General features: G+C 57.3%; 18 protein-coding genes and 2 pseudogenes. 15 read left to right on the top strand and 5 right to left on the bottom strand.

What is annotated here, in order from left to right; all coding sequences use genetic code 11:
- Positions 1-12: 12 nt before the first annotated feature.
- The 3 genes from RHIBUN_RS0108330 to RHIBUN_RS37225 all read left to right on the top strand — a co-directional run bounded on the left by RHIBUN_RS0108330 (position 13) and on the right by RHIBUN_RS37225 (position 975).
- A complete protein-coding gene (locus RHIBUN_RS0108330; protein ID WP_025659214.1) occupies positions 13-246 on the top strand; it encodes a hypothetical protein in 234 nt (77 codons plus the stop codon).
- Entirely contained in the window at positions 239-388 is a 150-nt protein-coding gene (locus tag RHIBUN_RS38005) for an ATPase inhibitor subunit zeta (RefSeq protein WP_348625972.1), read from the top strand. The genes RHIBUN_RS0108330 and RHIBUN_RS38005 overlap by 8 nt, the downstream gene beginning before the upstream one ends.
- A gap of 374 nt (positions 389-762) precedes the next feature.
- Positions 763-975, top strand: a complete 213-nt coding sequence (locus RHIBUN_RS37225; RefSeq protein WP_051420043.1) for a VOC family protein — start codon at positions 763-765, stop codon at positions 973-975.
- 206 nt (positions 976-1,181) lie between these two features.
- Here RHIBUN_RS37225 and RHIBUN_RS0108315 read toward each other — a convergent pair whose 3' ends face one another.
- Both RHIBUN_RS0108315 and adhP read right to left on the bottom strand, forming a co-directional pair.
- Positions 1,182-3,536: an ethanolamine ammonia-lyase gene (locus RHIBUN_RS0108315; protein WP_025659213.1), complete on the bottom strand. Its 2,355-nt coding sequence runs from the start codon at positions 3,534-3,536 to the stop codon at positions 1,182-1,184.
- Positions 3,537-3,743: 207 nt separating this feature from the next.
- Positions 3,744-4,769, bottom strand: coding sequence for an alcohol dehydrogenase AdhP (gene adhP, locus RHIBUN_RS0108310; RefSeq protein ID WP_025659212.1), 1,026 nt, complete (start codon positions 4,767-4,769; stop codon positions 3,744-3,746).
- A gap of 316 nt (positions 4,770-5,085) precedes the next feature.
- Here adhP and RHIBUN_RS0108305 point away from each other — a divergent pair, with 316 nt between their 5' ends.
- From RHIBUN_RS0108305 to RHIBUN_RS0108275, 8 genes and pseudogenes are all read left to right on the top strand, one after another.
- Positions 5,086-5,295, top strand: coding sequence for a cold-shock protein (locus tag RHIBUN_RS0108305; RefSeq protein WP_025659211.1), 210 nt, complete (start codon positions 5,086-5,088; stop codon positions 5,293-5,295).
- A gap of 457 nt (positions 5,296-5,752) precedes the next feature.
- Positions 5,753-6,202 carry a BA14K family protein gene (locus RHIBUN_RS0108300; protein ID WP_025659210.1) on the top strand — a complete coding sequence of 150 codons (450 nt, stop codon included), beginning with the start codon at positions 5,753-5,755 and terminating at the stop codon, positions 6,200-6,202.
- A gap of 3 nt (positions 6,203-6,205) precedes the next feature.
- Positions 6,206-6,587, top strand: a pseudogene (locus RHIBUN_RS35205) (ATP-dependent DNA ligase); the annotation flags it as partial.
- A 30-nt stretch (positions 6,588-6,617) separates the two neighbouring features.
- Positions 6,618-7,535, top strand: a complete 918-nt coding sequence (locus tag RHIBUN_RS0108295; RefSeq protein WP_025659209.1) for a hypothetical protein — start codon at positions 6,618-6,620, stop codon at positions 7,533-7,535.
- Positions 7,472-7,797: pseudogene (locus RHIBUN_RS36325) on the top strand (DUF4334 domain-containing protein); the annotation flags it as partial. The gene RHIBUN_RS0108295 and the pseudogene RHIBUN_RS36325, both read left to right, overlap by 64 nt.
- A 632-nt stretch (positions 7,798-8,429) precedes the next feature.
- Positions 8,430-8,702, top strand: a complete 273-nt coding sequence (locus RHIBUN_RS0108285; protein WP_025659207.1) for a BON domain-containing protein — start codon at positions 8,430-8,432, stop codon at positions 8,700-8,702.
- A 107-nt stretch (positions 8,703-8,809) separates the two neighbouring features.
- Complete coding sequence (locus tag RHIBUN_RS0108280) at positions 8,810-9,037, top strand: DUF72 domain-containing protein (RefSeq protein WP_025659206.1); 228 nt, start codon at positions 8,810-8,812, stop codon at positions 9,035-9,037.
- A gap of 191 nt (positions 9,038-9,228) precedes the next feature.
- Positions 9,229-9,579, top strand: a complete 351-nt coding sequence (locus RHIBUN_RS0108275) for a hypothetical protein (RefSeq protein WP_156932680.1) — start codon at positions 9,229-9,231, stop codon at positions 9,577-9,579.
- A 400-nt stretch (positions 9,580-9,979) separates the two neighbouring features.
- On the opposite strand, the gene RHIBUN_RS36320 is transcribed toward RHIBUN_RS0108275, so the two are convergent.
- Positions 9,980-10,126 carry a hypothetical protein gene (locus RHIBUN_RS36320; protein WP_156932679.1) on the bottom strand — a complete coding sequence of 49 codons (147 nt, stop codon included), beginning with the start codon at positions 10,124-10,126 and terminating at the stop codon, positions 9,980-9,982.
- A 908-nt stretch (positions 10,127-11,034) separates the two neighbouring features.
- Entirely contained in the window at positions 11,035-11,925 is an 891-nt protein-coding gene (gene yghU, locus RHIBUN_RS0108255) for a glutathione-dependent disulfide-bond oxidoreductase (RefSeq protein ID WP_025659202.1), read from the bottom strand.
- A gap of 781 nt (positions 11,926-12,706) precedes the next feature.
- Here yghU and RHIBUN_RS0108250 point away from each other — a divergent pair.
- On the top strand, positions 12,707-14,968 hold the full coding sequence (locus RHIBUN_RS0108250) for a glycosyltransferase (protein ID WP_025659201.1): 2,262 nt from the start codon (positions 12,707-12,709) through the stop codon (positions 14,966-14,968).
- A gap of 521 nt (positions 14,969-15,489) precedes the next feature.
- Here the strand turns inward: RHIBUN_RS0108250 and RHIBUN_RS0108245 are convergent.
- Positions 15,490-17,634, bottom strand: a complete 2,145-nt coding sequence (locus RHIBUN_RS0108245) for a caspase family protein (RefSeq protein WP_025659200.1) — start codon at positions 17,632-17,634, stop codon at positions 15,490-15,492.
- A 378-nt stretch (positions 17,635-18,012) separates the two neighbouring features.
- Here RHIBUN_RS0108245 and tssI point away from each other — a divergent pair, with 378 nt between their 5' ends.
- The 3 genes from tssI to RHIBUN_RS0108230 are packed head-to-tail and all read left to right on the top strand — an operon-like array spanning position 18,013 to position 21,103.
- Positions 18,013-20,319, top strand: coding sequence for a type VI secretion system tip protein VgrG (gene tssI, locus RHIBUN_RS0108240; protein WP_025659199.1), 2,307 nt, complete (start codon positions 18,013-18,015; stop codon positions 20,317-20,319).
- 11 nt (positions 20,320-20,330) lie between these two features.
- Complete coding sequence (locus RHIBUN_RS0108235) at positions 20,331-20,756, top strand: DUF6484 domain-containing protein (RefSeq protein ID WP_025659198.1); 426 nt, start codon at positions 20,331-20,333, stop codon at positions 20,754-20,756.
- The gene (locus RHIBUN_RS0108230) at positions 20,756-21,103 is read left to right on the top strand and encodes a hypothetical protein (protein WP_025659197.1); all 348 of its coding nucleotides are present in this window, start codon (positions 20,756-20,758) and stop codon (positions 21,101-21,103) included. The genes RHIBUN_RS0108235 and RHIBUN_RS0108230 overlap by 1 nt, the downstream gene beginning before the upstream one ends.
- Positions 21,104-21,124: the final 21 nt, after the last annotated feature.

The raw sequence follows: 21,124 nt of genomic DNA, 5'->3' as shown, positions 1-21,124 counted from the left end.
AAATGGCGAATAATGAAAGAAGCCGCCATTTCAATCCATCAAACAAGCAACACTGCCCCTTTTGTTCCGACTGAAATCAAGAAAATGCCACGCCATTCCAGCCTTCAGCTGGCGCTGCGTGCAGATAAAGTTCGTCGAGCACGCAGCGTACTATTCAAGAGCCAGTTCCATTCATCGTATTTGTCGGGGATCGCAGACAAGGAGATGATGCAGGCAGACACGCAACGGAGGGTTTTCGATGGCTAGCCTTCGGATAGATGTGATGAGAATGGTGAGGCGCAACAAGCTGGTTGGCATGTGGGCGGCGGAAAAACTGGCGCTTGCCGAAGAAAATGCCAAAGCATACTCGGATGAGCTTGCCCGAGGGGCGGTTGAATCAATCGAATGAGGATATTCTGGCAGTTATGAACGTCTGCTGGCTTGAGGCTGGAAATCAAACAGAGACGTCGGATGCCAGTGACGGTGCGCTTGTTCGGATTGCGCGCAACCTGGTGAAGTAAAGTCTGGTTAAACTCTGCGTGCCAGAGAGGCGGCGGATTGGCGGCGCTACCGGTGGTCTAAGGCGCGGCGTGGGCTGGTGTCTTGTGACCGTCCTTCGTCAGCGCACGGTCTGGCTTGGTTCACGGAAATTGGTGAAGCGATCCATAAAATGGCGTCGGCGCGTCTATGTCCATTGCCGCCCATTGGGGCTGGCTTCGATCTTTTCCCGAAAGGGCCTCAGGTGCTATTCGGATATCGGTCACAACAAGCTGGAGCCTACCTATGTCCGAGAAGCGAAGGGTCGTCGCCGTTATACCTTGCAATAATCTCGCTGCGAGCGAAGACTTTTACGGCCTGCTGGGCTGCCGTCGCGATCCGGATTCTGAGGACTACGGCGATTACGTGATATTGACGGACGACGGAGGCGCTGAAATCCACCTGACGAAAGCGGCCGAGAACTGGCTCGTTCCCGGCAAGAGCCCGTTCGGCATCTAGTTCTACACTGACAATGTCGAAGAACTGGCGGCCCGGCTAAAAGGCAGGCTTCTTTATCCACCAGTCAAGCAGCCATGGGGCATGTTCGAATTCGCAGTGTCCGATCCGGACGAACACCTGGTGCGCGTGGGCCGGAGGATCGATTGATCGGGTCTGGACCTGCGGTCCTGATATCGGGGAGAGGAGCAAACCCGCACACCGCCTTTCTATTCCCCGTAGCGACGACTGCTGTTTACATTCCGTCCGACGATTTCCCTGATGATGGTCAGTGTTTCTCTTGCGGCTTCGTTGGGCGGCAGGGCCGTGTCCGCGACATTGCTGACAAGCTTGGTGATGTCGTGATCGATATCCTTTTCGGACCATCGCTTGCCCTTGGCGACAGTAATGTAGACCGAATAGGCGTGGTGCATCGTCCCTGGTCGTTCGCCGATGATGTGAAGAATGCCCCGGAAGCTGTTGGGATTTGCCCTTGCGAACAGTACCTCGCCGATCCTGTATCCGGCTCTCACCCTTCCGCTGGTAACAACAATGTTCTTGTTGCTCATTGTGACGCCAGCTGTGGCCAGCAGCCGGCGCATCTCCTCGAGATAGGGTGCAAGATGTCCATCATCCATGATTGCCTTTGCGTTCAGTCCGTCGGAAATGACGATCTGACCTTGAGGGACATCCTCTCCCCAGGCATCTCTCAGTCTTTCGACGTCCCGCATTCCTTCCGCGTTCAACATCTCGCCGCTCATGGGATGGGCTATGTAGTCATTGCGATCCCTGGACTGTGTGTGCACTGAGACGGCATCGGGAATGCCGGCGATAAACTCGGGCGTGAATTCGGTCCAGAGGGACTGCTTCGCATCCTCGTACAAGCCTTTGACCTTGGTCGAAAGCGTCTGATTGAGATCCCATCTGTTCCTTCCATGCGCTGTGGCAATGTCGACCCCTCGCTTCTCAATCTCCCGCATCTTCTGCCGGCCTTCCGCATAGACCTGCTCACGCGATCTTTTGTCGCCCTTGGCCAGGCGATATTGGAAGTACACCCAAAGGGGATTTCCATAATTCGCCGTGTAGCGGTTGTCCTTGCCCACCACGCCGAGCCGCTTGTAGAAGTCCCAAATCGCATCGTTGACCCTAAAGCCGAACTTTTCGCGCAAGCGCACGTGATCCTGAAACGATGTGGTGAGGTAACTCAACATCGGGTCGTTCTTCGTTGGCAGCGCTATCAGATAAGCGGGATTGGCCGGCATGATCTGATCCTGGCACCAATCCAGGTCATCAAGGCTCACTGTCATGTGCAATGTCGTACAAATGTCCAGACCGATGGTAAGGCCATGGAGCTTGCCCATGACCAAGTCTTCGAGACAGCATCGCACGAGTTGGTCGCGGCTCTTGAAAACCTCCGGCCCGATAAAGCCGGCGACATCATTGACGTGAAGCCAGGCGCCCTCGGGCTGCACCTTGGCAAGCTCCAATCCTACAGCCCTGCTGAAACCGTATTTTCGTGACTCGAGAACCATCATGTCGACGCCGTTCGCCGCCCCATTGGTGAATTCCGAGCCCTGTCCGGTTTCAAAGTAGAGGCCATATCGCTGCCCCTTCTTCGCCCGCGCATACTTCAGGATTTTGTCAATCGTGATGTCGAAGATCTTGTTACAATCATCAGTTCCAGCAAGGCTCTGGAACATCGTCGAGACGGTTTTGGGGAAGCTGTCGCCTACCTCGGCCTGGACATCGATGTGCGAGAGGACGCACCACGGGATCACATCCTGCAGCTTGAAGGTTTCGACAACGTCCTTGAGCGCACGTTCGACAGTGGCGACGCTGTTGACCGTACTGTCAACAGGATTGGTGCCGATGACGATGTCGCCCGTGGCATACGAAAATGCGTCGAAGACCTGCCAGATTATGTCGTCGGGATGGTCCGTCGGCGAATTGGGCTGGATGCGTGCGCCCATGTATCCCTTCGCGCCAAGCTTGGTGCCAGGCATTGCGTTAAAGATCTTTCGGCTGACGGAGACGAGCTCTTCATTGCTCATCAATTTCGGCACGCAGCCGATGGTGTCGCTGGTCAGGCCATTCATGACACCCCTAATCTCGTCCTCTGGCTTTGCGAGGAGAAATTCCCTCAATTCTCCCATGGTCCAGTCCTTGACCTTTTCGTACTGGGCCGGGTCGGTGGTCTGCCAGATGAGTTGTTGCAGATCATCCTGAAATAATGGCCTCGCGTAGAGGTCTGCGAGCTTGGTATTCGCCAACAGAATGCGTGCATTTCGTCGCGTCGCATCGTTGTCGGCGCCAACGCCGATTGCTTGATCTCCTTCCTTGAACTCATTGGCAGCACCGATAACCTGCTGGTATAAGGTCGGTTCAAAGCCGCCCTTCATTCTTGAGATGTAGGTAAAAATATCCTCGCCTTGTTTCACGTCCTTGATGGAGAATGCATCCGGCTGGGACGCGGACTTGGCGCCATTGCTGTAACTGGCGATCGTCGCGGCGGCGGTTCCCGCCACCAGCAGAAGATCTCTTCTGGATAGTCCGTCACGCGCATCAGACAACAAGCCCTTGTTCATGGCGATACCCTTCCGTGGGTCAAAGGTCATTGGCTCTGCTATGCTTCGAACCGGCTGTCGGAGCGAAAACCTTCCGCAGCGGCACGGTTCTGAGCTAACTAAGGTCATTTCTCAACTGACGGATCCGCCCGCAAGATTACCGATCGCAATGCCGCCTTGCGAACCCTGTTGTCCAAAATCGGAACCGCCGGTTGGCTGGTACAAGCGTTACAATCTCATGACGATGCGACCGTCGATCTTTCCCGCTTCCATACGGTGGAAAATGTCATTGATGCTCTCGAGACCCTCCCAGGAGAAATGAGGTGTGACTTTTCCTTCGGCCGCGAATTGTAGCGATTCCTCCAGATCCTGGCGCGTACCGACGATCGATCCCCGAACTGTTATGCGTTTCAGGACTGTTTCGAACACCGGCAGCGATATCATCCCCGGCGGCAGGCCGACGAGTGCCATCGTCCCACGCGATCGCAGGAAGCCAAAGGCCTGCTCCATGGCGGCGGGGGAGACCGCCGTAACGAGAGCCCCATGTACACCGCCATCGGTCGCCTTCCGAACCTGCTCGACGGCGTCGCCAGCCTTGCAGTTGATCGTGACGTCCGCCCCGAGCTGTTTTGCCAAAGCCAGTTTCTCTTCGAAGATGTCGGCGGCGACGACATGCATGCCCATCGCCTTGGCATACTGGACGGCCATATGACCCAAGCCTCCAACGCCCGAAATGGCAACCCATTCGCCTGGGCGCACCTCTGTCTCTTTCAATCCCTTGTAGACAGTGACGCCTGCGCAGAGAACCGGGGCAGCGGGGCCGAACTCCAAATGGTCAGGCAGTGCGCCGACGAACTCAGGATCAGCGAGCCCATATTCGGCGAAGGTGCCATTAACGGAGTATCCGGTGTTCGACTGCGAGGCGCAGAGTGTTTCCCAACCGGTTCGGCACTGCGGGCAGTAGCCGCACGCGCTGTGAAGCCAGGGCACGCCAACACGGTCGCCCTCCTTCACTCTCGTGACACCGGCGCCGATTGCCGCAACATAGCCAACGCCCTCGTGCCCCGGTATGAATGGGGGGCTCGGCTTCACTGGCCAATCCCCATTGGCTGCATGGAGGTCGGTATGGCACACGCCAGTCGCTTCGTATTTGACGAGTATCTGCCCCGGATGCGGAGATGGCACCGGCACATCTTCGATCACCAGGGGTGTGCGGAACTGTCGAACGACAGCGGCCTTCATCATCTGACCCATGAGTTGCCTCCCAACTGGAAACGAGACGCCGGTCAATCTGAAGGTGCGTCGTGGGCCAACGATGCGCGGGATTGCCGAGAGACCGCGCCTGGTCCACAACGCAAAACACAGTAAGTCACGTCCCGATATCGTCGCAAACGTAAACCTCTTCCGATCGGTCGACAACAATGAAGCGTCGAGGTGCCTTCGGCAGTCAGTGGTCGGGCGAAATATCCTGGCAGAGAGCAGCCTGGACCAGCGGCTGAGGCCCATATTTCCGCTTGCGTAGGCTGCGCGTCGGCTCCATGTTGATCATATTCTTGGTCGGGAGGTCATAATGGCAACGGGCACGGTGAAATTCTTCAACGAAGACAAGGGGTTCGGTTTTATCAGTCCCGAGGGGGGCGGCAACGATGTGTTCCTGCACATCTCGGCTCTTCAGGCGTCTGGGATCCAGACCATCCGCGAGGGGCAGAAAATCTCATTCGACACGGAGCCGGATAAAAGAGGAAAAGGTCCGAAGGCTGTCAATATTGAACTGCGGTGACGGATCCTCAGTCATTGGCCCGCCTACTGTATGGTGACAAGGATATATCATCGTCGATGCCGATGCCGGCATTCTGCAGATCGATGGGTTTGTTGCTATGGGTTGCCCCGGCGGGAGGGTGAAGACGTAGCTGACCTGATGACGGTCACGACGTGGTATCTTTGAGAGGTGCGGCTCAAACAGGGCGCAACTGGGCACCCAGCATCCTGTACAGGACGAAATCTCCCATGCCAGAGGGGGAGAAGCTTAGCTCTTTTTAGGCAACGCCTGCGCTTCTCTCGCGATCGCGGGCCGCTTTGGATTACAGGGCTCTGGCCATGCGGGCATTTAGCGATCATAGTCGCAGTGAGGTAAAAGGCAGCCCTTCTGGACCGTTCACCGCCCACTGGAAATCAAGTGCGACATCGTCCTTTCCGCGGTATAATGGTGGACTGCAAAGTTGACGGAAGGGAAGCCGATGAAAAGGCTAGCATTCGTTGCCGTGTCGCTTGCGACGGCGTTGACGAGCGTCGCGCCGGCAATGGCATTCCCCACCATCGTCGCCCCGAAGATCGATTCCCCGCAGGCGCAGCCGGTGGACTATCATGGCGGCCACGGCGGTTACTACCACGGCGGATACTATCACCATCATGGCGACGGCGGGTGGGGCTGGGCGCTCGGCGGTCTCGCGGCAGGCGCAATAATCGGCGGATTGCTAGCGCAGCCGAACTATTATGCACCTGATTACTACGACCCGGGTTACTACGGCCCGTCTTATTATGCGCCTCGATATTATCGCAGAGCGTATTACGGTGGCAATGCGCATACGCGCTGGTGTTATGCGCGTTATCGATCCTACAGGAGTTATGACAACACGTTCCAGCCCTATTATGGCCCACGACAAGCGTGTGTCTCGCCCTACTACTGATGGCGCGCGCGGCCCTTGGCGGAAGCGAAAGGATTTGCGCATGATGTCTGCTAGCTGATGGCGCGCGATACCCCCCGACCTCCATCTTATCAAGATGACCAAAAGCCTTCGGATTGGCAAAATTTCTTTCTTGACTATCTACGAAACAATCGCATGGCGACGGCCGTGGCGCGCCTCCGTCGCCGCGGGCGCGACCAGGCGGTACCATCTCTATGCCGCTGACCTGGGCACAAGCATAAGTCCGATCTCGACCCGGCGCGGTTCACTGTTCGAACGGTGCCTGTGCTGCTTGCGAAAAAGCTCAGCCTGGCAGGACTATTGTGATGGTGAGCGACCGCTTGAAGAGGCAATCAAGCGTCTCGGAAAAGCAAAACGGCCAGCATGAGTTGCCAGTTGTGTCTTAAGGCCACGGCACATGGACAAAGAAGCAAAAACCACGGCCACCCGACCTTGGCGTCTCGGTGCAACGACTGATCTGCCGCACGACCGGATAACGGTGGAGCGCTTTCGAGAAGCGTTTCCTCGTGCGCGGTGGAGCGACAGCCTGAACGCCTGGTTCGTGCCCGGTCGTACTGCGGAAAGGCGTATCAGCCGATGGTTCGCCGAAGTGGAGGCTGAGGCAGATGCATTTGCTGACGAAAAGGGCAGGGACGCGTTTGCATTCGGTCCAATCGAAAGCCGATATCTCGAAGCCGCGACGGCGACGTTCCAGATCCGGACGCCCTATTCACGAAGTGTCATCAAGGAGATCCGGGAGATCCCTTATGCACGCTGGGACGTTGATCGCCGCTTATGGACTGTTCCTTACCGGTCGTTCGAGGACCTCCGCAGTCGTTGGCCGGCGATCGAAGCGGCTTCCGAGCGCAGTGAGCCCGAAGCGAGGCGCGCGCGGCGGGAGGCCATCAAGGGAACGGAAGAAGAGGGCTTGTCCAAGGCGAGGACACGGGAGCGTCGGCGGAAGCGATACCCTGTTCCCGCACATGATGGCCCGCCTTTCGCGCGCGCAATCGGGACGCATGTCGGAGTCGTCTGTTTCATCGGCACTGACGGCGAGTTAGCGGACCGGCCCACGGTCAGCGCGTTCTACTTTCCCGCAACTGAAAGCGTAGAATATGTCTGGGCGTCGTGGCGCGCAGGCACACTTGAAGAACTGGTCACGACATGGCCTGCACGAACACCACCCAACAAGAGTGAGCTCGATCGGGGCTGGTGGATGCCGACGCTGGAGGAGTTGCGACCTGCGCGACGCGACGCGAGATCCAGACGGCTGGCGAAAGAGCGGCGGACATGCGTGCAGACGCACTACTGTTTTGGACGCGAGAGCGGCGCCTGATTGCCATCGATCCAGCACGGATACCGGTTCGCCTCGCACTTCGTTTCCACAAGCTCGGGAGCACGGGAGCGGCGCGGATCCTGTTCTCCTATCTGCGCCGCGGTTTTCAGGCGAGTGGTCCGGTGGCTTGCCTGAGGATCATGCGGTTTGCCAGCGCCGAGAGTGCGGCGATGGTCTATGACGAGCAGCCGATTGTCGACTATTCCGCCGCGTCGATGAAAGAAAGATCATGGGAGCGATGACGATCAAAGGCGAAGACTAAATCTACTTCTTTGAACTCGAACGGACGGAAGAGCTTGAAAAAGAACACGCGCACACCAAATAACGCCCCACTACCCGTTTCGATGGTCCTTGCCGAGCAGATTTCTGCCGCCTGCGGTCGTCCGGGTTTGGCAGGGCGCTCCCCGCAAGGGTCGAGCGCCCTGCCTGTTTTATTCTGCATTTTCTCGGCCATGGACAACAACATTGTCCTGGATCTCACTGCTCTACTGCATGGCGGAGTGTGGCATTGACAATCGGCGAAACTTGATCTGCGCGATCAAAGTCGGCTGAGCGAAGGCTAGTCTTCCTGCTTGAGGGTCGGCCGGCCATTTAGCCTTCAGTCTATCGACGCCACTAAGCCATGGAAGCCTCTTGCGTAGCTTTCCTAACAGTGGAAGTATTCAAGATAAGACATTGAAATAAGCAACAATATTCTCTGGGATCTCTTTAACTCAGGTCATCCTTTCATTGCCGCTAAAATGAATCTCTCGACTTGCGTAGACGAATGCGAACCACTCCAAGTGTGGCCCGCCACAAACGCTAGAGCATCGCCTCTCATTCAGACCTAAGTCCAACGCCCGAACTTAATGATCCTTCGACTGTTTCTTAAGGGAGCCGGAAGGAGAAAAGACGATGAAGTTCGGATCAGACAGCTTTAGCCATGAACAGCATTGCACGAGCGGTCATAGTTCGGCTGCGACTATTGCATCCGTTGAAGCGGCAATGTCCGCCGACCCCGATCTGGATAGCTCTGCCATCACGATCAAGATGCTGGGTCCTGTCATGCTGCTAGAGGGATACATCAATAACTACGCCGAGCGGGAACGCGCAACTTCAATCGCCGCGTTAATAGTCGGACCAGAAAATGTCCAAGATCGAATGCTAGGTCGCATTATTGAACACTAGCATCATCAGTCGTGGTTCTCGGTTATTTGTGATGCGCATATTTCGCAGGCCCGGAAAGTGGATGGGCGTGCGGGAAGCTTCCTCTTATCGTTTCTTACGATGACGCTTTGAAAACTTGGGCGGAGCGGGTTACTGCATGGGCCCGCGGCGAAGAGCCCGTTGACGCGGAACGGGTTACCGCGCCGCTTTCCCCGTCCAAAAAGGGGTGGGATGTTTACCTCTATTTCGACAACGACGTTAAAGTTCGAGCGCCTGCCGATGCGCATATGTTGGCGAAGCGTCTTGGGCTCGTGGTTGGGCAGAAAGAAATGATGTTTCGACGGGAGCAAGCTTAGCTCGCTGGAGAAGCCTCGACGGCAGTAGCGCACCGTAGTCCATCCGAGGCAGGCGCAATGATTTTTCATTCTCGACCCGCTCTGGCGTGAAACCGGATTTTGCGTCAGGGGCACACATTACCACGCTCTAGCGCTTGACGTGGCCGGTGGAGTTGCCGATCACCGTCGAACAGCACAGCAAGAGGGATCGAATGCCGCATTATCTCGTGATGCACACGTCACTTGTCGAAGCCGAAAACGAGGAGGCCGCCGCTCGGAAAGCCTTGCTGACGATCAAAGAGAGCAAGGAGATTTCCTTTTCTGTGAAGTTTGATGAGGCCAGCGTGAGACGGGTCGTCGTTTCAACTGCCGATATTCCGTGCGACCTGCGGCCATTAGCGGGCGATCCTGAAAAACAAGAAGAGGAGACACCCGCCGACAGTATCGACGGAGCGCCTCCCGAGGCGTCGTTCTATGCCTTCACTGATCGAACGAAGTTCGCGATCGCATTGATACTTTTCATCTCTGGCTTGTGCCTTGGGTTGGCATACCGCGTCGCGTAAAACTGTCCAGATCAGCGGGTCAGCGGAAATGAAACCCAAGCGCCAGCCTGGCGTCTGGCGACGGCCTCAGCTAGGCAGCCGCCGTAAGGGTGCGCGCATGATCCGGCTCGGTTGGCGGGCCGCCCATTGAAAATGGTTTGCAACTTGAAATGGATCTACATCAAGGCTGAAGATGTCGCCGAAAAGCCTGAAGCCATGAGGCGCCTGCGAACGTCGTGGTTTTTAAGGATTACGGGTCGATCTCAGCCGCAGAGCATAAACACATTGTCTCCGCTTGCATTTTAGCAGGTCCTTAATCTTTATGTGTCAGATTTTCATTTGTCGCGGGTAGGTTATCGTGGCGCAACATCACATGCTAAGGGCTCGCCTCAGGTATCTCGTGGCGAGCCTCTTTGGCGTCTTAGATCATCTTGTTAGCGCGCTGCGAGGTTGCCGACACGGTTTCCGGCGTTGCGCCAGCGACAGTACTTGCTGCATCATCCCCGAAACCCTTGATCCTGTTGGCACAGGAGGTGATTGGCAGCCTCAGAGCCGAAATGATCTCCATTTCCAACTTCTTCGGTTCTTTCGATTGTTGCTGCCTGGACGAGGCTGGCGATCGCGTCCTTCCTCGCGGTTTACGAGGGAACGTCCGTAGGCTCCGTCTCGGTTCAACTGCATTTGTTGCGCTACCCCAGGTTTTGAAAGCCAGCATATCAAAACCGGGTATGTGTGGAGTGTCCGGGTCGAGCAGGAGTTTAGAGGATTGGGCGGCGTTGCCACGAGGTTGATGCCCAACTCTGTTGCTTATTCGAAAAGCCGCGGTCGCACGGGGATTGTGTTGCATTCGTCAAAAGCAGGTGAAGCGCTTTATCGCAGTCTTGGCTTCGAGCCGGCACATGAAATGCGAATGACATTTGGCACCGATGATCTGAATGCCGCAAACATCTCATCAGAACGTGGAACATAGCTGCCTCATCGAGGTTGAGGAATTCGACAGCGGCCATTTTCATCGAGATGGAACGCCCTATCTCGCAGTCAAAGCGCTCGTACGGTGCTGCACTGAACGGTTTGTGAAGCAGAACGTTTCTCTTTTCTCGCGCAGACAAGAGCAGGTGAAAATCCATTCACCGGCGCGCGAGCATCCTGCGCTGCAACTGCTGTATGCACGATTAGATACCGTCGGACGCGGCTCAGGAGTGCGAATGACACGACGCCCCTCGCGAGGAGAATGGAAATGACAGGGCACGGTAACAGAAAATCCTCGAGGTCGAGCAGGCAGCAACGGCTCGATTCTTTCGAAGAAACGACGCGCCTCGCTCGCCAGAGTGTGGAGGAAGAGCGCCGAGAGAGGGAAGAAAAAAGCGAGCGACTTCGAAGGGCACGGCTGGAAGCGCAGGAACAAGATCGGCAGGTTTGACGTGCGCCTGCAGCCGAAACCTTCGCAACCAACCGAGTAAGACGGCCCCTCTGCCTCTAGCCTATCTTATCCTGTGTTTGCGTTTCGAAGTCGGAGGCATCGTGTCGTTCATGGAGTTGTTCTGAAGGATCGCCATTGATCCGGTTGACCATGCGGCCGCGCTTGACCGCCGGCCGGTTTGCGATCTCAGCAGTCCAGCGCTGCAGATTCTTATAGTTCTCAACATCAAGGAAGGTTCCGGAGTCGCCGTAAGCCTTTCCTTGCGCGAGGTTCCCGTACCAGGGCCAAATTGCGATATCCGCAATCGAGTATTCGTCGCCCGCCATGAACCGGTTGCCTTCAAGATGACGGTCCAACACGTCAAGCTGACGCTTCACCTCCATCGAAAAACGATCAATGGCATATTTGATATGCATTGGAGCGTAGGCGTAAAAATGGCCAAAGCCGCCGCCGAGGTAGGGCGCCGAGGCCATTTGCCAGAACAGCCAATTCATCGTCTCCGTCTGCGCCTTCTGCTCCCGTGGTATCAGGGCGTCAAATTTCCTTGCCAGATAAAGAAGGATTGATCCGCTTTCGAACACCCGTGTCGGCTCAGGTGTAGAACGGTCCATCAGTGCTGGAATCTTCGAGTTTGGATTAACCTCCACAAAGCCGGAACCGAACTGGTCGCCATCGCCGATCCTAATGAGCCACGCGTCGTATTCCGCTCCGCTGCGGCCGAGCGCAAGCAGTTCCTCCAGCATGATAGTGACCTTCACGCCATTCGGAGTTGCCAGAGAGTAGAGTTGCAGGGGATGCGTTCCGACAGGCAGAAGCTTATCGTGGGTGGGGCCGGCAATGGGCCTGTTAATGTTGGCAAACTGTCCGCCGTTGCCTTTTTCCCAATGCCATACCTTTGGCAGTTCGTACCCGGGAGGGAAATTATTGGCGGAGCTATTTTCAGTCATACTAGATCCTCTGTTGGGCAGTCATGGGCAGGCACATAGGCTTCAATTGTTATAATGGAACCGCGACACGAGAGTGCCGCGCCCGGCACTGCCATTCGCGACTGCGCTCCGGGCCGGTTTCGCCGGCCCTATAGGAACGATGTTTGACGGGGTTAATCGAGAAAGCTTGTGCCCGTAAGCTCGGAGCTACTGGAATAGTTTTCTCGTCGCAAAGGATGGCGCGTGGACGTCGGTGCGAATTGCGGAGCTTGTTATTTGGCGACAGTTATTCTACTCTTCCTTGTAGGTTTTTAGCCTAAATCCCGGATTGGAGCGTCTCGCATGCTGAAACGTGTTTCCGTCCTTTTCTCGGTCTTTTTGACGGCATGCGTGCCGTCCTGGCCATACCCACCCTTTGCGCCAACTAATGCCCGTAACTGTCAAAGTGCGCCGCCGAGTCGAGCTGAATCTGCCGATTGGCGCCGGGCACAAAAGCTGAACACGCGTCAATCCTATCAGGCTTTCCTCGCAAAGCACCCTCGCAGTTGCTACGGCAACTTGGCGGTCGAAAGGATGAAGAAGGGGGTTCAACGGCAACCTGTTGCAGTACGGAAGTTGGACACCCAATCCGAACGGGGCTGGGGCCGCGGATCAGCCTATTAGCGCCCGTTCTGTTCTCTGCCTCGGGGGCTGCGAGCAGTGCGGTGGAAATGTCTCGCTGCATCAGGGTATTTGAAACAGGGTTCAAGCTCATTTGAGGGTAGGGTATTCCGGGTGCAGCAAATAATCTCGGGGTTGGCTGATGCATTTTGACGTTGTTCATGCTGCCGACCCACGATTTCTTGGCGGTACGTCGAGCGCACTGAGAGCCGAGCTCAAGGCGGCGAGACAGTTGGAAGTGAGCTGTGGGCTATTGCCCTTCCTCGGACAGCGCACCCGCGAGTTAGGCGTCTTCGACACTCGCACGGCCGCCACAATTGAACAATCGAATGCCGTCTGGCTAACAGGGTCGGAAGAGGCAACGTGCGACATTCTTCTGGCTCACCATCCTGCAGTGTTCGAGCGTATGCCGAGTTCGCCAGTGCGCATAAGACCTCGCCGCGTCGTTTGCGTGGTCCATCATCCTCTGTTCGACGGCAATCGCGTTCCGCAATACGATCTGACGGTCGTGGGACGTGTCTTGGACAGGCTCTTTGGCGTGCCAGTCGCGTTCGCCCCTGTCGGGCCAAAGGTCCGGTCACAGTTAAATAGTATTGGGACCGAAAGCCCCCCGCTTCTCCGACACGATTTGTATAATATGGTCGACGCCGCTGAATGGGCGTTACCCGAGCGATCAGCTCCGGCAGGTATCGTGAATCTGGGACGCCACACGAGGGGAGACCCGGCGAAATGGCCCAGTTCTGCAGATGACCTGCGGGCAGCTTACCCCGACGCACCCAATTTCGCCATCAAGGTGTTGGGCGGTGTCCCAGAGCCAATCCAGCCGTGGATCGGCTCGAACTGGCAGATCAGTCCATTCGCGCAAAACAGCGTCCCAGACTTTCTCAGACGCCTTGATTTCTATGTCTATTTTCACAGCCGGCAATGGGTGGAAGCCTTCGGGGTATGTATCGCAGAAGCAATGGCCAGCGGCTTGGTGACAGTGCTTGACCCTTCATTTGAAAGCCTGTTCGAAGATGGCGCGGTCTACTGCAACATTGCAGAAACGCGAAGCGTCATCGAGCGCCTCATTGCCTCTCCTTCGACCTATCTCCAACAATCAAATGCCGCCAAGGAGCTTGTCCGAAGGAAATTTGCGATCGACCAATATCCGCAACGCATGGCACGCCTCTATGATGATCTTGAGCTTCGCAGACCTTCTTGGCTGGAAAACAGCCGGACCGTGGGCAGCGGTTGTTCACCTGGCAAGACTGCCGAAAGTGTGACGCCTGAATCCGCCCCGCGACGTGTAGGCAAGAAGCGCCGAGTGCTTCTTGTCGCGACAAACGGCATCGGGCTCGGTCATATCACACGACTGATGGCGATCGCAGAGCGGCTGCCCGATGATATGGATCCGATATTCTTTACTCGATCGGCCGGATCCGCGTTGGCCCATGCGCGAGGTCATGCTGTTGACTATACGCCTTCCGGTTTGGCAATCGGCGTAACAGATGAAAGCTGGAACAGGGCTTATGCGCAGGAGCTGGTGACGGCAGTCGAGGCGTTTGATGCCTCGGCGGTGGTGTTTGATGGAAACAGGCCGTTTCCAGGGTTAATTGCCGTTGCCGAATGCCGACGCGACCTCGCCTGGATCTGGATCCGGCGTGCGTTGTGGCGTCTTTCCCACAATTTCGAGCCGGGCGTCCAGGACATATTCGACATGGTGATCGAACCAGGCGAATTTGCGCATGACGAAGACCATGGTCCGACCCGCGATATGCCCGGGGCAGTTGCTGTTCCCCCTGTGCTTCTGTTGGATCCCGGTTCGGGCCTGCCCAGGAGAGAAGCTGCCGCCAAGCTTGGCGTCAACCCGGACCGGTTCACGGTTGCTGTACAACTTGGGTCGCAACGAAATTTCGACCTGGAGGATCTCCCCAGTCTGATCTTCGCCGATCTGGCCAGACGGAATGTGCAGACGGTACAGGTCCTCAATCCGTTGGCGCCACCTCCCAAGCAGGAATGGCCGAGCGTTTTGCGCACAAGCGTTTACCCCTTGGCTGAGTGCGCCAGCGCGATCGATCTTCTTGTCACCACTGCGGGGTACAACAGCTTCCATGAGAGCATCCTGGGAGGGATCCCCTCGATCTTCGTGCCCAACCAGGCGCCGGAAATGGACGATCAGCAACTTCGCGCCGTTTATGCCCAAACTGCGGGCCTGGGTCTTTGCTTACGATACTCGGAGTCGGATCGTGTCACGACAACGCTCGACCTGGCGCTATCAGATGCCTTCCGCACCGAGGTTCGCCGGCGTCTGGGGCGCCTGAATTTCGTTAATGGAGCCGCCATGGCCGCGAAAGCGGTCGAGCAGCTTGTCTTCAGCATCCGCGCTGACCGACCCCTGCATGCCGCGATTGCTCGAATGTGAGCTCATGGAAACATCCGCGCCGAGCTGATCGGCAAGAAACTCCTCGATGGTCGATGAGATTGTGATTTCACTAGCGATATCCCATTTCGCAATGATCAATGACCACCGCCTGCGCGAGTATCTGCCATAGATTTCGGGGGAAAGTGATGGCAGGTGGCTGCGGGTTGGGACAAATTCCAAAGGGGCAGAACTTGCAGCAGTCAGGTCGGGACGCAGTTCTGACAGAACGATAACTGGAAATTCGCCATTAGCCCTGCAAGCTTCGACGGCAGTGTCAAGAATCTCGGCGAGATTAGCGGGCATGGCACCGAGGACGGAAATGAGGCTTCTGGGTTTGGCTTCGTCAACTGGGTCTCGCAGGACGTACTGAAGACTGTCCCCGTCGGTGGCGGGATCGGCGATCCTGACGGCGCTCTGCGACCTCCCGAAACGCAAGAGCCGGCCAATTCTTTCGACAATCCAGCGCAATGCCATCCCCGCGTTCCGTGCAACTACGTCACTATGACCGTACCACCGTGCTCTCAAAGCCCATTCTGCTGAACGAAGAGTTCGACATCTTTCTCGATTTCCTCTCGTGAAGCAGCGTCCAGCTTCTCGCCCACCGAGGTCTTTGTCCGTTCCGCCTCTTCGACTTTGAAACGCGTGGCGAGTGTCGCGTTGAAATATGCCTTCCTCAAATCTGGCTTTCCGCGGGCAAAGCTGCCCGCAGCGTAACCCTTGGCGAGCTCGAGATAGGCGTCCTCGAAGCCTCGGCGTGCCGACAGTTCCAGCAGGGAAAGTGCGCGATTGGCATCGGGACGAACCTTGCCCTCGCCTTTGACGAGAATGCGCGCTGCATAGAGAGGCGCGTATTGGTTACCCATTTCCGTGGCGCGGATCATCAGATCAAAGCCCCGTTTGACATCCTTCTCGACGCCCAGGCCGCCGACATAGGCACGGCCCAGATTGGTCATGGCGTCGATCTGGCCGGCATCTGCCGCCGCGGCATAAAGCCTTGTCGCTTCAACGTCATCCTTCTTCACTCCGATGCCGCGCCGGAAGCTGTCGCCGAGCGCAGTGATTGCATTCGACCAGCCGCTGGATGCCGCTAGTCGGTACCACAGGATTCCCTCTTCGGGATTCTGTGGGACGCCTTGGCCGCGTATGTAGGCGGTTCCTACATTCGTCCTCGCTCTAAGATTTCCGAGCGGTGCCGCCTGCATGTAGAAATCGAGAGCCCGCTTGTAGTCGACCTCGCGGCCTATGCCGGCACGGGCCATGTATCCGAGATTGACGAGGGCAGCGCTGTATTGTTGCGTGGCGGCAAGTTGGTAGAAATGTTCCGCCCAGTCATAGCGCTTGGCTATTTCGAGGACGCGGGCCAACTGGAACTGCAGGCGTGGATTGTTGGGGTCCGCCGCCAGCGCGTAGCCGCAGGAGCGTAGCCCGTCGCGGATGTTCACCAGTCCGTTCGTGACGCCCGGTACCACGCGTTGAGGATCGTTCGGATCGGCTGCGTACAGGTCGCAATCCGTAACGAGAGACTTCATGCCGCTTTGTGTGTCAGGCATCTTGCGCGGCCAGATTCGAAAAGTCTCACTCACGGCGCGCTCGCCTGCCTGCTGAAAGACAAACTCCGCCCCAGCAGCTGCATTGGCCTCATTGGAGGGTGGTGGCTCGGTGGAAATCGGGGTGGCGGCAAGTGCGCCGCTGACGAACAGACCACGCTGCTGCAACTCGGCAACCTCAAGGCTGCTACGTTTGACCGCCTCCGCGGCTAGCGTGCTGTTCGGAAACGCTTTGGCAAAACGTTCGAAATCCGTTGGATCCGCGCTGTCTTGAATGAAATACCAGAGAACCTGATCGATCGTCAGTGCCCCGTCACCGCCCGCAACCACGGGCGCCGGTTTCTCGCTGCCTGCCGGCTTCAGGACGAATTTGGTTTCGATCGATCCCGTGATCCACGGGATCTGCGATCCGTTGGTGGCCAGGCGCACGTCCCCCCGCACTGTTCTGAACGTGTCGTAGATGTCGAGACCCGGCTGCTGAAGTGCATTGGCAAGCGCCAAAGAATAAGGGCTGTTTGCGCCTGTGCCGTCATAGGCGACTTCCCCGGCGCCGGTAGCGAAGGCAATGAGAACCTGACCGGCGCCGGCCTCCATGTTGGCGAGGCCCTGTTCCAGTCCTTTTTCGGTGGTGAGCGGATTGTTGCGGCAAGCGTCCAGAATGATCAGTTTGACGCCGACTGGATCGTTCTTGACGATGTCTATGAGATCATTGAGGGCGATGGCGTCATCGATAACCTCCTTGGCAGACCCCGTCCGTACATCGACGGGTAGCAGCAAGCTTCGGCCCTCGTGCTGGAGCGCGTGTCCCGCATAATAGAGAATGGCAAGATCGGCACCGATCAGGTGGCTGCGGATTGCATTCTCGAGATCGCCGACGGCGGCTTTCTTTACGTCGTAGAAGAGCAGGACATCGAAGCCAAGCTCGGTGAGCGTTGCGGCAATCAGCTTGGAATCGTTTTTTGGATTCGACAAAGGCGCAAATTCGTATTCGCCGTTCCCGACCACGATAGCGGCTTTACGCTCCGCATGGGCCATCTGCGAGAACGCCGTTAAAAACAGCACCAACAGCGGGATCAAAAAAATCCATTGCGGCCGAAGGCCCGAACTTCTTTGCGTCATGGCAGGTAAGCCCAGATTGTTGACTTCGTTGTCCTGATGAACGGCAAGGATACAGCGTCCATAGTAATGCAATTTTTGCAGCTTCGCCTAGGGAAAAGGATTGAGGATGAAAGTGTGGCTTAGTGGCGGGACTACGTATGTCTGACCGGATCCATGGAGGCACAAAGTGCTCCGCCCAACTCCGATCCCTGCAAAAGCCTGGGTGATGATGGCCGATCGGTATCATCGCGTGACCGCGTAAAAAACCCAATCGGCGTCAGTACTTCGTCCGGAGAGTATGAACCTCGGCAACGCCGATGCGGCTTTCGAGGTGGCGGGTCTTTGTGCTAGGCTCCTGATACAGGAATGCCGGCGTCACGAGACAGGGGCACTCTCCGAATGGCTGAAGAACGCAAGACAACCGTCCAGACGCCGCTTGGGCCCGCGACGCTGACATTTACGCACCTCATTGGCCATGACGAGATAAGCCGGTGTTTTGCCTTCACCGTCGGTTTCGTCAGTTCCGACGAAAACGTCGACGCGCTCAAACTGCTTGGAAAGCCAATTTCGGTTGAGGGCGAGGCCGGAAATCCCAAGCGGTGGTTCAGCGGGCTCGTTTCAGACTTCCGCCTGACGCGGATCGAGGAAGGCTTTGCTTATTACGAGGCGGAGCTGCGGCCGTGGCTCTGGCTGCTCGCCAACACCACTGACTGCCGCATCTTTCAGAACATGAGTGTCGTGGAAATCGTCGAGCAGATATTCTCGAAATATAAGCCGGCTAAGTTTGAAAAGCGGCTGCAAGGATCCTATGAGGCGAGGGAATACTGCGTGCAGTATGACGAAACCGACCTGGATTTCGTGCAGCGCCTGCTCGAGCACGAAGGCATCATGTATTTTTTCGAGTATGGCGACGGAGAGCACACGCTCATCCTCGCGGACGCCATGAACAAGCTGAAGCCGGCGCCGGGCTATGCGACAGTCAAGTTCCGCGCGGAAGGCGACCCTGTGCGGCGGGACCAGGAATATATCACGCAATGGGTGGCAACCAGTTCCGTTCACCCGGGCGCCTACGCCCACACGGACTATGATTTCACCAAGCCGGGCGCCGACCTCATGGCGCAGTCGACACAGCCCTTTTCTCACGCAGAATCACAAGGAGAGCACTACCGCCATCCAGGTGCCCATTTGAATGTGGGCCGCGGCGACGCTGTGGCCTTGGTAAGACGCGAGGAAATACAGGCGGCGCATCAGCGTATCACCGCCGCCGGTACTGTGCGGGGGCTGGCTTCAGGCTGCACCTTCAAACTGGAAAACTTCCGGCGGAAGGACCAGAACACGGAGCATGTTGTCCTGCGCGCCGAATATCGCCTGTTCGACCCCGGTTACCGCCCGGCTGGTTATGCAGGGGAGGAAACCTTCCACGCAGCACTTCAGGTCGCTCCAACCTCCATCACCTACCGGCCGCAGCGTATCACGCCTCGTCCAATCATGCGGGGGCCGCAAACCGCGACGGTGGTCGGTCCTTCAGGGGAGGAAATCTTCACCGACAAGTATGCGCGGGTGAAGGTGCAGTTTCACTGGGATCGCCTCGGCAAAAAGGACCAGAACAGTTCCTGCTTTGTACGGGTTTCGCAAACCTGGGGCGGAGCCGGGTGGGGCTTCATCCAGATCCCGCGTATCGGCCAGGAAGTGATCGTGGACTTCCTCGAGGGGGATCCGGACCGGCCGATTATCACCGGCAGGGTTTATAACGGCAAGGAGATGCCGCCCTACGAGCTGCCGGGAAATGCCACCCAATCGGGGTTGAAGACGAATTCTTCGCCGGGCGGCGGCGGTTGGAACGAAATGCGCTTCGAGGACAAGGCCGGATCGGAAGAGGTTTATTTCCAGGCTCAGAAGGACCACAACCTGCTGATCAAGAACGACCGCGGCAAGTTGGTCCAGCACGACCAGTCCGACCGCATCGACAACAATGCAAAGCATTCCGTCGGCGTGAACCTCGATGAGGACGTCGGCAACAACAAGACGACAAAGGTAGGCGTCGACCGCACGGTCAATATCGGTTCCAACGACACCGAGACGGTGGGCATCAATCGCTCACTTACCGTTGGCGCAGACGAGACGATTGGCATCGGCGCGAACTCCACCGAGACGATCGGCTCCAACCACACGCAGACAGTCGGCATCGTCCAGACGGTCGTCGTGGGTGCGGCGCGGATCGATACGGTCGGGGCCGCAGAGACCAGAACGGTGGGAGCCGCTCAGATGAACACCATCGGCGCGACCAGGTCGGTAAGCGTCGCTATCAGCCAAAGCCATGACATCGGAACTTCCGACAGCTGGGATGTCGGCACTGACCAGAGCATCGGCATTGGCGGTGGACAGACAAGCCAGATCGCCAAGACACGCACCGCGAAGATCGGGGAGGACGATGCTACGGAGATCAGCGGTGCCCGCGTTGTGAAAGTTGCGAAAGGCAGCGCGCTCGAGGTCGGTGAGGACGGGCTGATCAAGATCGGAAAAGATCTGCTGATTGACGCCGGTGACTCAGTCGTCATCAAGTGCGGCTCTGCGGCCATTTCAATGAAAAAGGATGGCACGATTACGATCGAAGGCAAGGATATTTCTGTCAACGCCAAAGGCAAGTTCAATGGCAAGGCTTCAAGCGAAGTCACGTGGAAAGGCAGTAAGATCACTCACAATTGAGGGGCAGTCAGATGGCCGAGACTCGGGAACGTATAGAAGGGGTGGTGATCGGAGTGTTGTTGGGGTTCGATGCCGGCGTGCCGCTGGTCGTCTTTCCCGGCAACCCCCGTGACACCGCGTTGCCTGCGCGCAGCTTGGCCGACCTCACATCGGCAATGATCGGTGCTGAGGTGGCGCTGCTCTTTGAAGGCGGAGAGGCGATGCGGCCACTGATTGTCGGCCAGATCGTGGAGCCGGCGCGCAAGTCTTCGTCGCCACATGTCGTTCGCGACGGCGAGCGCGTGCGGATCACCGGCGAGGAGCGTATTGAGCTTCGTTGCGGCAAGGCCACGATCATCATGGAAAAGGACGGCCATATCACCATACGCGGCACCTATGTGACCAGCCACGCCAGCGCCGCCAACCGCATTCGTGGCGGATCGGTGAACCTCAACTGATGCCTGCCGCACCTGTTCTTCGCGAAATCGTCCGCCAGCATGCTGAGATGGCGGCATTCCTGTGGACGGTCTACGACTATCATCTGCTCCATCCGGACGAAAACCCCGAAATGGACGAGGAGCGGCTTGCGCGGCTGATCGAGAGGCTGGAAGCGCATATCGACGGCTTGCGAGTGGCAGGAGAGACCGGGCTGGAAATTGCCAAGGAGCGGTACGCCTCGTTTCACGAGGCCGGGGAGTTGTTTGTGGTGCGGATGCTATCTGGCTCACCGGACTTGCGGATTCGGGCACTCGATCTCGACAAGGTCAGACGCTACTTGAAAGTGACTCTGGAGACGTCCGCTTGAGCAGACGCCGAACGCCGCCAG

It is taken from the genome of Rhizobium sp. IBUN (assembly GCF_000510625.1).
In the GTDB taxonomy this organism is placed as follows: domain Bacteria; phylum Pseudomonadota; class Alphaproteobacteria; order Rhizobiales; family Rhizobiaceae; genus Rhizobium; species Rhizobium altiplani.
Note: the sequence above shows the minus strand (reverse complement) of the source record. Positions and strands in the feature narration are given on the sequence as shown.